Genomic DNA, 14,557 nt, shown 5'->3' on the forward strand with positions numbered 1-14,557 from the left:
CCTCGCGCAGCGCCGCGGCGAACGCCGCGACATCGCCCGGCGGGACCAGAATCCCGGCGCCGGGCGGGACCGTGTCGGGGATCGCCCCGCCCGTCGTCCCGACCACCGGCAGGCCGTAGCTCGTCGCCTCGGCGAACGCCATTCCGTATCCTTCGAACACAGATGCCGACACGAACAGGTCGGCCTCCGCGTAGAGGGTCGCGAGCCGGTCCGCCGAGACGGTGCCGGCCAGCGTGACACGATCCGCGAGCCCGCGGGCCGTGATCAGCGCGGCGACGGACGCGGCCGTCATCGGATCACGATCCTGCGGCCCGACGATGACGAGGCGCCAGTCGACATCCCGCAGCCGAGCCAGCGCCTCGATCAGAACATCGTAGCCCTTGCGCGGGACCAGCGACCCGACCGAGATCAAATTTGCAGCGCGATCCTCACCTGCAAGGGGACGCGACACGTCGATCTCATCAGGCAAGAAGCGGGCCGGCGAGGAGTGGGCCGCCAAGACGTGGGCCGGCCTGTCGGTGCCCGGCACCGCGACGGCGATGCGGTCCGGCGCGACGCCGTAGTCGGCGGCGACGCAGCGCGCCGTCGCCGGGCTGGTGACGATGACGGCGCGGGCACCGGCGAGCGCCGCGCGCTCGCTCGCCCGCAACACATCGGCTTGGGCTGGCGACAGCCCGGCCTCCAGCGCCAGCGGATGATGCACCAGCGCGACGACCGGCACGCGGCGGCACACCGTCGCGGCGAGCTCCGGCAGCACTCCGTAGGCGAGGCCGTCGACGATCACGGGCGTGCCGGCCGCGACCGCGTCGAGCATCGCCACGGCCGTCCGGCGGGTCGCGACGTCGGGCCACGGAAAGCCGTCGCCGAGCGACAGCACGTCGACGCGCCAGCCGGCCGCGCGCAGCTCGGCGATCAGGCGCTTGTCGTAGCCGTAGCCGCCGGTCGGCGTGTCGAGATCGCCGGGCACGGCGAAGACGAGGCGCTTCATGTCGCGCTCGACCGAACAAGCCGCCGGTCATTCCGGGGCGGCGTACAGCGCCGAACCCGGAATCCAGCCACACGCTCATGACGCCGAAACTGGATTCCGGGTTCGCAGACCTGCGGTCTGCGCCCCGGAATGACCAGGAGAGGCCGACGACAAACCCTCACCACAGCGGCGCCTCGTACCAGGCGCGGGCGACGTGCGATTCGGAGATGGTGACGCGGATGGCGTGGAGCTCGCGGCCGTCGCGGCCGAGCCCGCCGGCGCGCGCCGTCTCGGCGAGCGTGTCGTGGACGTGGCGGGTCAAAAATTCGGTCGTCGTGTTCTTGCCGGCGAACTGCGGCAGGTCGTCGAGATTCTTGTAGTTCAGCGGCGCCAACACGGCCTTCAGGGCCTCGTCGAGCCGGCCGATGTCGACCACGATGCCGTTCTGGTCGAGCGCCTCGGCGAGGATCGCCGCGTCGACCACGAAGGTCGCGCCGTGCAGCGCCTGCGCCGGGCCGAACACGGCCCCGCGGAACGAGTGGGCGATCATGATGTGATGACGGACTTCGACGGCATACACGGGCGCGGCCTCCGGTTCGGGGGCGCCAGATTAGCCGAAGATGTCGACGGACGCGCAACGCGCACGGTGCCGCCGCGACCACCGTCACCTCTCCCCGGCGGGGAGCGTTGCCGTCATCCGGGGCGCGGACCGCAAGGTCCGCGAGCCCGGGATCCATACCCCCGGTGCGGGTGGCTCACGAAAGACAGGGTGTATGGGTCCCGGGTTCGCTGCTTCGCAGCGCCCCGGGACGACAGAATCCCTGCCCTCACTTCCCCATGCGCTTCTTGCGCTGGCCGAGGGTGCGCAGGCGGAGCGCGTTGAGCTTGATGAAGCCCTGGGCGTCGTGCTGGTCGTAGGCGACCGCGCCTTCCTCGAAGGTGACGAGCTCCTGGTCGTAGAGCGAGTACGGGCTCTCGCGGCCGACCACCGTCACGTTGCCCTTGTAGAGTTTGAGCCGCACCCGGCCGGTGACGAACTCCTGGCTCTTGTCGATCGCGGCCTGCAGCATCTCGCGCTCGGGCGCGAACCAGAAGCCGTTGTAGACGAGCTCGGCGTATTTCGGCATCAGCTCGTCCTTGAGGTGGCCGGCGCCGCGGTCGAGCGTGATCGACTCGATGCCGCGATGCGCGGCGAGCAGGATGGTGCCGCCGGGGGTCTCGTACATGCCGCGCGACTTCATGCCCACGTAACGGTTCTCGACCAGGTCGAGACGGCCGATGCCGTTGACGCGGCCGAGATCGTTGAGCTTGGCGAGCAGCGTCGCCGGCGACAGCTTGACGCCGTCGATCGCCACCGCGTCGCCGCGCTCGAAGTCGACGGTCAGGAAGGTCGCGTGGTTGGGCGCATCCTCGGGATTGACGGTGCGGCTGAAGACGTAGTCCGGCACGTCCTGCGCCGGGTCCTCCAGCACCTTGCCCTCCGAGGAGGTGTGCAGGAGGTTGGCGTCGGTGGAGAACGGCGCCTCGCCGCGCTTGTCCTTGGCGATCGGGATCTGATGCTGCTCGGCGAACTCGATCAGCTTGGTGCGCGAGGTGAGATCCCATTCGCGCCACGGCGCGATCACCTTCACGTCCGGCTTCAGCGCGTAATAGGCGAGCTCGAAGCGGACCTGGTCGTTGCCCTTGCCGGTGGCGCCATGACAGACCGCGTCGGCGCCGACCTTCTCGGCGATCTCGATCTGCTTCTTGCCGATCAGCGGGCGCGCGATCGAGGTGCCGAGCAGATACTGGCCCTCGTAGACGGCGTTGGCCCGGAACATCGGGAACACGTAGTCGCGCACGAACTCTTCGCGCAGATCCTCGATGAAGATGTTCTCCGGCTTGATGCCGAGCAGCAGCGCCTTCTGGCGGGCCGGCTCCAGCTCCTCGCCCTGGCCGAGATCGGCCGTGAAGGTGACGACCTCGCAGCCATAGGTCGTCTGCAGCCACTTCAGGATGATCGAGGTGTCGAGACCGCCCGAATAGGCCAGCACCACCTTCTTGACGTCGCTCTTTGCCATGCCCTCTCGGCCGGACGGCCGCTCCTCGTGCCGACGGCCGCGGCGGTCCGGGCCCTCTGTCGGCGTCTCGTGAAAATCGCGGCGGACTATAGGCGGACGGCGCGCCCGTGCAAGCCGCGGGCCGCGGGCGGCAGCGTTGCCGGCGGCGGTTTCGGGAGGCAACGGTTGTCTGGCGCGGGGGATACACGCGGCCTCGGCGCTCCTGGTCCCAGGCCGCGGGCGTCAAGCGCCTCGGTCATTCCGGGCCGGTGCGAAGCGCCGGACCCGGAATCCAGCCGCACATTCGGACTGTCGCTGGATTCCGGGTTCGCGGCTTCGCCGCGCCCCGGAATGACGGTGACGTCTCGGGCCGTGGCCTCAGCCCGCCTGCGGCCCCACCTCGCCCCAGAACTCGGAGATCAGCGCGGAGATCTCGGCCGGCTTCTCCTCGTGGGCGAGGTGGCCGAGCGTGCGCAGGCAGACGACGCGGGAGCCGGGCACGCGGTCGCGCGCCTGGAACGATTCGTCGGGCGGCACCGTGCCGTCGCGGCCGCCGGCGATCAACAGCAGCGGCACCGCGAGTCGTGGCAGGTCGGCGGTGAGGCGCTCGAGGTCCCAGTTCGCCATCATCACGAGGGCGGCGTGGACATGGTGCGGGTTGCGGGCGAGCCGGGCATAGAGCTCTTCGCCCTCGGGCGAGATGGTCGAGCCGGTCGAGTTCAGGATGCCGCGGATCGGGCCGCGCCCCTCGGCCCACCAGGCGAACGCCCGCGCGGTCAGCGTGTTGGAGGCCAGCACCCGGGCGATCGGCGCGAAGGTGTGGCCGGCGACGCCGCGGAACGGCATCAGGGCGCCGTTGATCGAGACGATGCCGCGCGGCGCCAGCGTGCCGTCGATCGCCATGCGGATCAGCACGGCGGCCCCGGCCGAGTGGCCGGCGACCAGGGCCGGCTCGACCCCGAGCGCATCGAGCAGCGCCCGCACGGCGGCCGCCATGCCGGGCAGCGACAGGCTCGAATCGTCTTTGGTGCGGGTGAAGCCGTGGCCGGGCAGATCGGGCGCCACCACGGTGAATGTCTCGGCGAGCCGCGGGATCATGTCCGCGAACGAATGTGTGGCGGCACCGGTGCCGTGGAGCAGCAGCAGCACGGGCCCGTGCCCGGTCTGCTGGACGTGCCAGTTGATCCCGCCCGCCTCGACGAAACGGCTCGCGTCGCGGTTCGGCCAGTCGCGGCCGTCCCGCTCCCACGCCAGACGATCACTCATCCCGAAACGTCATGCTCTGCAATGTCACGACCGGAACGCCTCGTGATCGAGACACGCCGTGCCGTCCGAAACAACCTACGCCGCCGCGCCCGGCCCGGATCACGGTTCTGGAAAATCGCGGGCCGCGCCGGCCGGCGTTGCCGACCGGCGCGCCCTGCTCGAAATTCACTTCGCCGTCTGGAACAGCTCGTCGGTCTTGAACTTCGGGGTGCCGAAGTCGCGGCCCGAGTGGTCGCGATGATACGACTCGATGCGCTCCACCTCCTCGCGCGATCCGAAGATCAGGGCGATGCGCTGGTGCAGCTTGGTCGGCTTGACGTCGAGGATGCGGTCCTGGCCCGTGATCGCCATGCCGCCGGCCTGCTCGGCGATCAGCGCGATCGGGTTCGCCTCGTACATCAGCCGCAGCTTGCCGGGCTTGCCCGGATCGCGGGTGTCGCGCGGATACATGAACACGCCGCCGCGGATCAGGATGCGGTGACAATCGGCCACCAGCGACGCGATCCAGCGCATGTTGAAGTCTTTTCCGCGCGGCCCCGGCTGCCCCTCGAGGCACTCGTCCACGTAGCGCTTCACGGCCGGCTCCCAGAACCGGGCGTTCGACGCGTTGATGGCGAACTCCTGGGTGGTCGTCGGCATCTTGATGCGCGGATGCGTCAGGATGAACTCGCCGAGCTGCGGATCGAGCGTGAAGCCGTGCACGCCGGTGCCGACGGTGAGCACCAGCATGGTCGACGGTCCGTAGATAGCGTAGCCGGCGCAGACCTGCTTGACGCCGGGCTGCAGGAAATCTTCCGGCCGCGGCTCGACGCCCGGATTGGGCGCACGCAGAATCGAGAAGATGCTGCCGACCGGCGCATTCACGTCGATGTTGGACGAGCCGTCGAGCGGATCGAACAGCAGGAGATACTTGCCGCGTGGGTAGCGGGGCGGGATCGCCCACGGCATGTCCATCTCTTCCGACGCCATGCCGGCGAGCTGGCCGCCCCACTCGTTGGCGCGGATGAACACGTCGTTGGCGATGACGTCGAGCTTCTGCTGCGTCTCGCCCTGGATGTTGGTGGTGCCGGCCTGGCCGAGCGCACCGCCGAGCGCGCCGTTGGCCACCCGCCGGGCGATCGCCTTGCAGGCGAGGCCGACATCGATGATCAGGGCACTGAAATCGCCGGTGGCTTCGGGGAATCTGCGCCGCTCTTCGATGAGGAATTGAGACAGCGTCGTGTGATCGGTGAGCATTATCGGTCTCCCAATCGTCAACTCATAACGTCCACGACGAGCAGGCTGCAAGCGGGAAGGTTCGAGCGGGAAGGCTCCGGTTGCCGGCCTGTCGGAGATCCGCCGGCATCGCTTGCTCGCGTCGACCGAAACTATAGTCCCGGGCCCGCGGGAAAACCACGCTTATGTTGCATCACACGCGATATGTCGGGCGCGATCGCGCGGCGACGCCGGCGGCGCTGTGCGCACGACCGCGCTGCACGCTCATCCCGCAGGCATCGTCTGCTTGGCCGGCGCGAGGCCGGTCAGGAACAGGTCGTAGACGCGGGCAAAATCGCCAGGCCGCTCGAATTGCGGGAAGGCGCCCGTGTCGAACACCTTCACGGACCAGTTGGGCCGGCGCCCAAGACTGTCGAGCTGTCCATAGTCGACAAAGTCCCCGCGCGTCCCGTGGACGACCAGCACGGGCAGGCCGAGCTGCTCGTAGACGCGGGTGATGTCGCGGCTGAACAGGAGGCCGCCGACGAACCAGAACGGCGCGTGCTCGGCGCCCGGCTGATGCGTGGTCAGGTAGGCGTAGTCCCACACCCCCTCGTCGATCGTCTTGGAGCCCCAGGTCTTCTCGAGGAAGAAGCGGATGCTCGGCCGGACGGTGAGCAGATCGAAGACGGCGCGGCCCCACACCGGGAACGAGAATGCGCCGCGCAGGGCCGTGCTGCCGCGGGTGCTGCCCGGCGGCCCGTAATAGGGCCCACGCGAATCGAGCCCGGTCGGGCTGACGAAGGCGACGCTGCGGAACGCGTTCGGGGCTTCGGCGGCGGCACGGGCCAAGAACTCCGAGCCGAGCGACAGGGCGATGGCATCGACCGGGCGGTCGCCGTGGATGCGCTTGATCTCCTCCACCATGGCCAGCACGGCGTCGGTCATCAGGCGCGGCGTGTAGGTGCGATCGCTGCGCTCGGAGAAGCCGAAGCCCGGCAGGTCGAGGGCATAGACCGGGCGCCGGGTCCGCGCCGCCTCGTAGATCGGCTTGACCTCGTAGGCCGAGGCGGCGGCGTTGACGCTGTGAATCAGGAGGAGCGGCGGCAGGTCGGACTCGGCCACCGCGGTGGCCTCGGCGGCCGGCGCCGTGGTCGGGGCGGGACCGTCGACGTAGTAGCTCAGCCGGCCAGCGATCGAATCCATGTCGCGCTGGTCGCCCGGCAGGGCCGGCGGCATCCGCACCTTCTTGGGGATCAGGAAGGCGCTGACGGCGATCCAGCCGAGCGCCGCGACGGCCGGCACGGCGGCGATCCCGCGCACCCAGCCGGCCCCGGTGCCGCGCCGGCCCGCATTGATCCCGCGATGCACCGGCAGCGGGCGGCGGGCGAGCGTCGACTTGATCGGCATAGGGAAACCCTCGGCTGGCGGTCGCGGTCGCGCGCCCGAACACCTCCATAACGACCGGCATGGCCGGTTGGTTCTCTGCGCCACCTGTTTTGCCGCACGACGAGGCGTGGCGTTGTCTTCCTTCTCCCCGCGCGCGGGGTCGCGCTCTCGCGCGACAAGAAGGCGGCTCGCCGCTCTTCCTTCTCCCCGCGCGCGGGGAGAAGGTGGCTCGCCGCATCGCGGCGAGACGGATGAGAGGGCGCCTCCGTATCCACGAAACGCCCCCTCACCCGACGTCCGCGCTGATCGCGCGAACGTCGACCTCTCCCCGCGCAGCGGGGAGAGGCTCTAGGAACGGCTCTGGGAACGTGGCCCTACCCGGCGAGCGACTCGCGGGGCGGCGACACCGCCTTGACGGCGCCCGAGATCGCCGCTGCGTCGGCATAGGGCAGCGGCAGGTACATGGCGTCCATCTCGCCGGCGATCTTTCGCGCCAACGGGCGGGGATGCGGTGCGGTGTCGACCAGCAGCGCGGTGAGGCCGGCGGCGCGCAGCAGCCGCGCCGAGGCGAGCGCGTCCTCCTCGGCCTTCGGCCGGCCCGGCGAGCCGTCGCGGGCGATGTTGGCGGAGCCGTCGGTCAACAGGATGATGAACGGCGTCTGTCCCTTGCGGCGAATCTGGTCGGCCAGCGCCACGGCGAGGTCTATGCCGCAGGCGAGCGGCGTGCCGCCGCCACCGGGAAGCCCCGCGAGGTTGCGCTTGGCCCGGACGAGCGACCGGGTCGGCGGCAGCAGGATCTCGGCGACCTTACCGCGGAACGACACCATGGCGACCTGATCGCGGCGGACGTAGCAGTCGGCGAGCAAGAGCTCGACCGCGCCCTTCGCCTCGGCGAGCCGGTGCAGGGCCGACGAGCCGGAGGCGTCGACCACGAAGATCGTCGCCGTCTCGGTCTTCTGCTTGAAGCGGGTGATGCGGAAGTCGTCCTTGCGCACCTCGATGCGGGCAGTGCGCTCGGTCTCGCCGGCCAGCGCGCGCTCGCGCCGGCGCAGCGGCTGCCAGGGTGCCGCGGCGCGCAGCGTCTCGATCAGGTTCAGGCGGGCACCGCCCGCGCGCGGCTCGCCGCGCCGCACCCCGGCCGGGCGACCACGCAGTTTCGTCTTCTGGAGATGCCCCGCGCGGCCGGTCGACGGGATGCGCGGCTTGATCCGGCCCTGCAGGCGGAGCTGCTCGAGAAGCCCGGACGGGATCGCCGCCTTGGCGGCTTCGAGGATCATGTCCTCGAGCGGCTGGTCCTCGACGTTCTCCTGCTCCTCGTTCTTGCCGTCCGGCGGCGGCGGCTCGTCCTCTTGCTGCTGGTCCTCCGGCGGTGTCTCCTCCTCCGGGGGCGGCAGCGGCAGGCGGGTGGCGCGCGGCGCCAGCACCAGGCGGGCGGCGACCGCCGCATCCTCCTTGGCGATCTCGTCACGCCCCATCAGGGCGGCGTGTGCGCGGGCCACCGCGAGCGCCTGCAGGGGCGCGCGCAGCGACCAGACGCCGAGCGACAGCGCGGTGCCGCACAGCGCCTCGACGACGTCGTCGGGCGCCACGATGCTGTTGAGCTTTTCGCGCGCCAGCGCGATGTCGTCGGCGTCGGGCGCATCCTCGGCCGGCGGCTCGGCCGAGACGCCCTCGAAGTTGAGCCGGAAGGCGAGGCGGTCGGCGAGCGCGGTCGGCGGCTGCTCGTCCTCGGTCATGCCCTCGTCGAGGGCGACGATGCCGAACCGGGTCGGCGCATCGATCGCGATGCTGTCGCGCTCGACCGTGACGCCGCCATTGTCGAGCACGGCGCCGATACGGGCCGCCGTGCCGGCCGACATCCGCTCCGCCATGGCGGCGATCAGCACGCCGCCGTCGGTCTCGGTGAGAATCCCGCGCTCGGCGATCGGCCGGCCGGCCCGCAGCGTCGCCGCGAGATCGAGCCCGCCGAGCAGGCGGCTGTCGCTGACGTGATGCGGCAGCCGGCGCACCGGCGCGCCCTCCGGCAGCAGCTTTCGCAGCGTCATCAGCCAGCGGTCGCGGGCGAGCCCGGGCAACGACCGCAGGGCGACGCCGACCGTGCCGGCCGGATCGACCGCGAAGAGTGCCGCCGCCAGGACCGCGTCGGCCCAGGGGGACCGTTCGGGCGCTGCGGTCTCGGCCGCGTCGGTCATGCCGCGAAATGCTCCGCCAGCGCGCGCTCGACCCGCACCGTCGAGCCCGCCTCGTCGAGCGGGTTGCGGCGCAGGCGGTGGCGCAGCGCCGACGGCGCCACCCGCTTGAGGTGCTTGTCGCCGACGCTCGCGTCGCCCTCGTAGGCGGCGAGCGCACGCGCCGCCCGGATCAGGGTGAGCTCGCCGCGCAGGCCGTCGGTGCCGAGCCCCATGCACAGCTTCGCCGCACTCTCCAGCGTCGCGTCCGGCACCTTGACGGACGACACACGCTCACGGGCCGCGAGAATCTTGCGGCGGAGCTTGTCGTCCTCCTTCTTCCACTTGGCGATGAAGGCCTCCGGGTCGCGCTCGAAGGCGTCGCGCCGGCGCACCACCTCGATGCGAGTCGCGAGGTCCTCGGGCGTGCGCACCTCGACCGACAGGCCGAAGCGATCGAGGAGCTGCGGACGCAGCTCGCCCTCCTCCGGATTGCCGGTGCCGACCAGCACGAACTTGGCCGGATGCCGAATGGACAGACCCTCGCGCTCGACCACGTTCTCGCCCGAGGCGGCGACGTCGAGCAGCAGGTCGACCAGGTGGTCCTCCAGGAGGTTCGCCTCGTCGATGTAGAGGAAGCCGCGATGGGCGCGGGCCAGGAGCCCCGGCTCGAACGCCTTGACGCCCTGGGTGAGCGCCCGCTCGAGGTCGAGGGCGCCGACCACCCGGTCCTCGGTGGCGCCGAGCGGCAGATCGACCACCGGCACCGGCACCTGCCGGCTCTTCAGCTCGGCCTCGGACTTGCCGCGGCAGTGCTCGCACGACGCGGCCGGCTTCGCCGGATCGCAGGCATACGGGCAGCCGACCACGACCTTCATTTTCGGGAGGAGCTGCGCTAGGGCGCGCACCGCGGTCGACTTGCCGGTGCCGCGATCGCCGAAGGCGAGCACGCCACCGACGGAGGAATCGACTGCCGCGATCAGCAGGGCGAGCTTGATCTCGTCCTGCCCGACGATGGCGGAGAACGGAAACACCAATGCCATGAGGGGCCCAATCTCGATGAGGCAATACGGGAACGGGGCGCCGGCCCGCCGGCCGTGGACGGACCGCGCAATCTGTCAGGCCCGAGAAGTATAGGGAGTGTCAACTCGCCGCAACATGCGTAAGCCCCCGGAGGTCGCGGGATTAGTCGCGGCGGAGAGGTCTTGGACATCGCGCCCCTCTCATCGGCCGGCTGCGTGTTCGGGCACGGCGCCCTATCCCTCTCACCGCCGCGCGGGGAGAGGGTGGCTCGGACCGAAGGTCCGAGTCGGGTGAGGGGGCGCCTCCGTAAAGCTCAGACTCGCGGCGCCCCCCTCACCCGACATCCGCGCTGATCGCGCGAACGTCGACCTCTCCCGCGCGGCGGGGGGAGGTTTCGAGCCTCGATCCGCCGGCCGCATGGCGCAACCATTCCGGTTCGACTAGATTACATCCGAACCACAGCGACGAAGGAGCCCCCATGCCGTCCGGCTTCACGGTCCGCCTCGACGACGACACCCTCGCGGCCCTCGATCGCCTCGCCGTGCAGACGGAGCGGTCGCGGAGCTGGCTGGTGACCAAGGCGGTCGAGGACTTCGTCGCGCTGAACGCCTGGCAGATGGGGAAGATCGAGGCGGGCGTCGCCGCGGCGGACCGCGGTGACTTCGCGAGCGATGCCGAGGTCGAGAGGGTCCGCCGGAAGTTCGCGTCTCGCCCATGAGGCCGCGCTGGACCGCACCCGCGCTCCGCGACCTCGAAGCGATCGGCGATTACATCGCACGCGACGACCGGGCTGCCGCCGCGAGGATGATCGGCCGCATCTTGGATCAGACGGATCTCCTCGCGGACCAGCCGCATCTCGGGCGCGCCGGGCGCATCGCCGGCACGCGGGAGCTCGTCGTCACTTCGACACCCTTCGTCGTCCCCTACCGGGTGCGCAACGGCAATGTGGAGATCCTGGCCGTCTTCCACGGCGCACGACGCTGGCCGGAGCGCTTCGACTGACACCAGCCTTCGTCCGCGCCGCCCGCTGTCCCTACCCCACCCGCTGCACCTCTCCGCTCGCGGCGGAGCGGATCAGGGCTTCGCTCGCGGCGGCGCCGTGGACGATCTCGGCCGGCGTGATCGGGAAGGCCGGACCGCCCTGGGCGGCGCGGGCGAACGCTTCGAGACCCGCGCGGGCCGTGTCGACGCGCGCCGCCGTCCAGGTCTCCGCCTCCCCCTTCACGGGCTGGAAGCGGCACTCGCCGAACAGGCCGGTGCGGCGCTCCTCGGACGTCGCGCCGGCGACGTGCGTCATGCCGTCGAGCCGCACCAGGCCCTTCGAGCCGTAGGCCTGGATCACGAAACTCGGCGCCGTCGCCATCATCATGCCGAGATAGGCGGACGCGCCGCTCTTCAGGCGGAACAGCGCCGAGGTGGTGTCGTCGGTCGGCAGCTCGACGGCGCGGCGAAAGCTCTGGCAGTAGATCGTGTCGATCTCGCCGGCGAGTTGGATGAAGGCGTCGATGGCGTGCACGCCGAGCGGCGCCAGCGCCCCGCACGGCGCCTCCTCGGGCTTGGCGCGCCACGCCGTCTTCGCCATGAACAGGGCGTTGGGCACCGTCATGATGCACTCGATGTGCTCGAGCACGCCGAGGCCGCCGGTGCGGATGCGCTCCGCGAGCCCGATCATCTCGGGGTGGAAGCGGCGATTGAAGCCGATGCCGAGCGCGACGCCGGCCTGCGCGACGGCGGCGACCGCCGCCGCGGCCGACGCCTTGTCGTAGGTGAACGGCTTCTCGCAGAACACGTGCTTGCCGGCGCGCGCCAGCGTCGTCACCTCGGCGGCGTGGCCGGACGGCGGCGTCGCCAGGATGACGGCGTCGACGCCGTCGTCGCGGGCGAGGTCGTCGACCGAGGGCACGTGTCGAAGGCGGCGCGCCGCCATGAACTCCGCCATCTCCGGCGCGACCCGCGGCTGCGCGGCGGCCACGACCGTCATCACGTCCGAGCCGTCCACCGATTCGACCAGCGTTCGGCCCCACCAGCCGAGCCCCGCGATCGCGGTCCTGAGCATGCGTTCCCCCGTCGTCGTGTTCTTGTGAGGTTGTGCGGCCCGGGCGGGCCGCCCCCGACTCCGGCACGGCTCGCGGCCCGGCGTCAACACGCGCCGGGCGCCGGGCAGTCCCGCCTCCGCTCATCGCTGCGGCAGGCCGTCGCAGCGGAACCGGAGGCCGGCGGCAGCCTTATTCACGAGGCGGAGCGGTCCTATGATGCTTCTGCCGGAGCACTTCGTTCCGAACACGATAAGGCCCTTTTCGGGATCGTGCTCCGGCGCCGCCGTCGCCGTCATCGGAGTGCCCTGTGGACCGGACCGTTCGCTACGTTCTCCTCGCCGTCGTGCTGGTGCTCGCCGTCATGCTGGCGCAGCCCTGGATCCAGCAGCTGTTCTACTCGGCCACCGAGCCGCGGGCGATCGAGCCGCGCGGCAATCTCGCCGAGTGGGAGAAGACGACGATCGCGATCTTCAACCGGGTGTCGCCGTCGGTCGTGCAGGTCGCCGGACGGGCGGGCGGCGACACCTTCGCCGGGGCGGAGCCGGACGAGCAGAACGGCGGCGCCCAGACCGGCACCGGCTTCGTGTGGGACGCCGCCGGCCACATCGTCACCAACGCCCATGTGGTGCAGGGCGCGAGCGAGATCGCGGTGCGGCTCGCCAACGGCGAGGTCGCCCGCGCCACGGTGCGCGGCATGGCGCCGAACTACGACCTCGCGGTGCTGCGCATCCCGGCCCGGTCGCTGCCGCCGCCGATCCCGATCGGCAGCTCCGGCGACCTGCAGGTCGGCCAGGCGGCGTTCGCGATCGGCAACCCGTTCGGGCTCGACCAGTCGCTCACCACCGGCGTGATCTCGGCACTCAAGCGCCGTCTGCCGACCCAGACGGGGCGCGAGATCACCAACGTGATCCAGACCGACGCGGCGATCAATCCGGGCAACTCGGGTGGGCCGCTGCTCGACTCGGCCGGCCGGCTGATCGGCGTCAACACGGCGATCTTCTCGCCCTCGGGCTCCAACGCCGGCATCGGCTTCGCCGTGCCGGTCGACACAGTCAACCGCGTCGTCCCGGCGCTGATCCGGAACGGACGGGTGCCGACGCCCGGCATCGGCATCGTCGCGGCGCCCGAATCGCTCGCCACCCGGCTCGGGGTCGAGGGCCTGGTCGTGGTGCGCACCGTGCCGGGCTCGCCGGCCGACCGCGCCGGCCTGCGCGGCGTCGACCGCATGGGCGGCGTCGTCGGCGACGTGATCACGGCCTGCAACGGCGAGCCGATCCGCCGTCTCGTCGATCTGAGCGACAAGCTCGAGCAGGTCGGCGTCGGCAACACGATCGCGCTCTCGGTGCTGCGCGGCGGCCGCACCGTCACGCTCACGGTCGAGGTGGTCGACATCGGCGGACGACCGTGACGTGACGGCACCGCCGCGCGCCCGGACGGTCAGCCCGCCACTTTGCATGTGAGGTGACGCACAGTCACGACGCCGGCGGCGGCGCCATCCTCCACGTCACGACCGGCGCAGCGACGCCGGCGAACCGGAGGAAATCGCCATGTCGCCGCACCGCCGCTCGCATCCGAATCGCCGCTCTGTCCGCAGCCTCGTGGCCGCCGCCGTCCTGCTCGCCGTGTCCGCCACGGCCGGGGCCGCCATGGGCACCGACGAGGAACGCTCCGCCTGCATCCCCGACGCGTTCCGGCTGTGCAGCAGCGCCATCCCGGACGCCACCCGGGTGATCGCCTGCCTGAAGACCGAGCGCGTCAAGCTCAGCCCGGCCTGCCGGACCGTGATGAAGCGCAACGGCACGATCTGATCACGCGGTTCGCCGTGATCAGATCGGCCGCAGGCACGATACAATCGGCACGAGACAGGTTCGACGAAAAAAAGGCCGCGCATCGCGCGGCCTTTTTGATTCGAGCCGTGGGTGCTGCGGCGCGGCGGCGCCGCTGCGTCACCAGCCGACGCCGATGTAGACCGGGAACCAGGCCCGCTCCAGCCGGGCGGCGATCATGTAGGGGCTGCGCGGCGCCGGCCGGGGCGCGACGGCGCGATACGGCCGCGGCTGCGCGGACGGAGCGCGGGCGATCCGGGGCTTGGCGGGCACCGCCGTCCTCGCGGCGGGCGACGCCGTCGTCGCCGACGGCCCGACGGGGGCGGTGGGGGTGGCGGACGGCTCGCTCGGACGGACGGACGGCTCGGAAGCCGCCGGAGCCTGGGCCTGGGTCTGCACCACCGGATCGACGCGCGGCGCGCCGGTCGTCGCCGGGTCGGTCGCCGATGCGAGCGCCGCGGTGGAGACGATCATCGACGCCACGGCGCCGACCACGGCACCGGTGAGCAGCACCTGACAGACGCGGGACGGACACATCGGCTTGCTCCATTCGCTGATCGGATAATCGTGCGACACGATTGTGTCGTTTTGTGAGTCGTTCTGTGAGTCGTCTCGCATGTCGTCGTGCGGGCCGGCGGACGCTCGGGGC

At 71.3% G+C, this 14,557-nt stretch carries 14 protein-coding genes; 4 read left to right on the top strand and 10 right to left on the bottom strand.

The annotated features are described in order from the left end of the window. The 8 genes from CCR97_RS21670 to bchI form a co-directional block, all read right to left on the bottom strand. On the bottom strand, positions 1 to 988 hold a 988-nt coding region (locus CCR97_RS21670), incomplete at its 3' end, for a glycosyltransferase family 4 protein (RefSeq protein ID WP_201159838.1). A gap of 157 nt (positions 989 to 1,145) precedes the next feature. Beyond that, positions 1,146 to 1,547: a 6-pyruvoyl trahydropterin synthase family protein gene (locus CCR97_RS21675; RefSeq protein WP_111360605.1), complete on the bottom strand. Its 402-nt coding sequence runs from the start codon at positions 1,545 to 1,547 to the stop codon at positions 1,146 to 1,148. 247 nt (positions 1,548 to 1,794) lie between these two features. Beyond that, positions 1,795 to 3,027 (bottom strand): argininosuccinate synthase, encoded by a 1,233-nt coding sequence (locus CCR97_RS21680; RefSeq protein WP_111359528.1) that lies wholly within the window; start codon positions 3,025 to 3,027, stop codon positions 1,795 to 1,797. Positions 3,028 to 3,384: 357 nt separating this feature from the next. Next, a complete protein-coding gene (gene bchO / locus CCR97_RS21685; protein WP_111359527.1) occupies positions 3,385 to 4,272 on the bottom strand; it encodes an alpha/beta fold hydrolase BchO in 888 nt (295 codons plus the stop codon). Between the two features lie 165 nt (positions 4,273 to 4,437). Beyond that, positions 4,438 to 5,508 (bottom strand): class 1 fructose-bisphosphatase, encoded by a 1,071-nt coding sequence (locus tag CCR97_RS21690; RefSeq protein WP_111359526.1) that lies wholly within the window; start codon positions 5,506 to 5,508, stop codon positions 4,438 to 4,440. Positions 5,509 to 5,751: 243 nt separating this feature from the next. Beyond that, complete coding sequence (locus CCR97_RS21695) at positions 5,752 to 6,876, bottom strand: alpha/beta fold hydrolase (protein ID WP_111359525.1); 1,125 nt, start codon at positions 6,874 to 6,876, stop codon at positions 5,752 to 5,754. Positions 6,877 to 7,229: 353 nt separating this feature from the next. Next, a complete protein-coding gene (locus tag CCR97_RS21700; RefSeq protein ID WP_111360146.1) occupies positions 7,230 to 9,047 on the bottom strand; it encodes a magnesium chelatase subunit D in 1,818 nt (605 codons plus the stop codon). Then, the gene (bchI, locus tag CCR97_RS21705; protein ID WP_111360145.1) at positions 9,044 to 10,066 is read right to left on the bottom strand and encodes a magnesium chelatase ATPase subunit I; all 1,023 of its coding nucleotides are present in this window, start codon (positions 10,064 to 10,066) and stop codon (positions 9,044 to 9,046) included. The genes CCR97_RS21700 and bchI overlap by 4 nt, the downstream gene beginning before the upstream one ends. A 458-nt stretch (positions 10,067 to 10,524) precedes the next feature. Here bchI and CCR97_RS21710 point away from each other — a divergent pair, with 458 nt between their 5' ends. Both CCR97_RS21710 and CCR97_RS21715 read left to right on the top strand, forming a co-directional pair. After that, on the top strand, positions 10,525 to 10,764 hold the full coding sequence (locus CCR97_RS21710) for a CopG family ribbon-helix-helix protein (protein WP_111359860.1): 240 nt from the start codon (positions 10,525 to 10,527) through the stop codon (positions 10,762 to 10,764). Next, entirely contained in the window at positions 10,761 to 11,048 is a 288-nt protein-coding gene (locus CCR97_RS21715) for a type II toxin-antitoxin system RelE/ParE family toxin (RefSeq protein ID WP_111359861.1), read from the top strand. The genes CCR97_RS21710 and CCR97_RS21715 overlap by 4 nt, the downstream gene beginning before the upstream one ends. A 31-nt stretch (positions 11,049 to 11,079) precedes the next feature. Here CCR97_RS21715 and CCR97_RS21720 read toward each other — a convergent pair whose 3' ends face one another. After that, positions 11,080 to 12,102, bottom strand: coding sequence for a Gfo/Idh/MocA family protein (locus CCR97_RS21720; RefSeq protein WP_111359862.1), 1,023 nt, complete (start codon positions 12,100 to 12,102; stop codon positions 11,080 to 11,082). A 341-nt stretch (positions 12,103 to 12,443) separates the two neighbouring features. On the opposite strand from CCR97_RS21720, the gene CCR97_RS21725 reads away from it, so the two are divergent. Continuing rightward, positions 12,444 to 13,490, top strand: coding sequence for a S1C family serine protease (locus CCR97_RS21725; protein WP_111359865.1), 1,047 nt, complete (start codon positions 12,444 to 12,446; stop codon positions 13,488 to 13,490). 139 nt (positions 13,491 to 13,629) lie between these two features. Continuing rightward, positions 13,630 to 13,890 (top strand): hypothetical protein, encoded by a 261-nt coding sequence (locus CCR97_RS21730; protein WP_111359863.1) that lies wholly within the window; start codon positions 13,630 to 13,632, stop codon positions 13,888 to 13,890. A 138-nt stretch (positions 13,891 to 14,028) separates the two neighbouring features. On the opposite strand, the gene CCR97_RS21735 is transcribed toward CCR97_RS21730, so the two are convergent. Continuing rightward, positions 14,029 to 14,484 (bottom strand): hypothetical protein, encoded by a 456-nt coding sequence (locus tag CCR97_RS21735; protein WP_111359864.1) that lies wholly within the window; start codon positions 14,482 to 14,484, stop codon positions 14,029 to 14,031. Positions 14,485 to 14,557: the final 73 nt, after the last annotated feature.

The sequence above is a fragment of the Rhodoplanes elegans genome (genome assembly GCF_016653355.1).
GTDB lineage: Bacteria > Pseudomonadota > Alphaproteobacteria > Rhizobiales > Xanthobacteraceae > Rhodoplanes > Rhodoplanes elegans.

Excerpts from the sequence above, each read along its gene's own strand:
- CCR97_RS21680 (WP_111359528.1), bottom strand. The coding sequence starts at position 3,027 with ATGGCAAAGAGCGACGTCAAGAAGGTGGTGCTGGCCTATTCGGGCGGT.
- bchO (WP_111359527.1), bottom strand. The coding sequence starts at position 4,272 with ATGAGTGATCGTCTGGCGTGGGAGCGGGACGGCCGCGACTGGCCGAAC.
- CCR97_RS21690 (WP_111359526.1), bottom strand. The coding sequence starts at position 5,508 with ATGCTCACCGATCACACGACGCTGTCTCAATTCCTCATCGAAGAGCGG.
- CCR97_RS21695 (WP_111359525.1), bottom strand. The coding sequence starts at position 6,876 with ATGCCGATCAAGTCGACGCTCGCCCGCCGCCCGCTGCCGGTGCATCGC.
- CCR97_RS21700 (WP_111360146.1), bottom strand. The coding sequence starts at position 9,047 with ATGACCGACGCGGCCGAGACCGCAGCGCCCGAACGGTCCCCCTGGGCC.
- bchI (WP_111360145.1), bottom strand. The coding sequence starts at position 10,066 with ATGGCATTGGTGTTTCCGTTCTCCGCCATCGTCGGGCAGGACGAGATC.
- CCR97_RS21710 (WP_111359860.1), top strand. The coding sequence starts at position 10,525 with ATGCCGTCCGGCTTCACGGTCCGCCTCGACGACGACACCCTCGCGGCC.
- CCR97_RS21715 (WP_111359861.1), top strand. The coding sequence starts at position 10,761 with ATGAGGCCGCGCTGGACCGCACCCGCGCTCCGCGACCTCGAAGCGATC.
- CCR97_RS21720 (WP_111359862.1), bottom strand. The coding sequence starts at position 12,102 with ATGCTCAGGACCGCGATCGCGGGGCTCGGCTGGTGGGGCCGAACGCTG.
- CCR97_RS21725 (WP_111359865.1), top strand. The coding sequence starts at position 12,444 with ATGCTGGCGCAGCCCTGGATCCAGCAGCTGTTCTACTCGGCCACCGAG.
- CCR97_RS21730 (WP_111359863.1), top strand. The coding sequence starts at position 13,630 with ATGTCGCCGCACCGCCGCTCGCATCCGAATCGCCGCTCTGTCCGCAGC.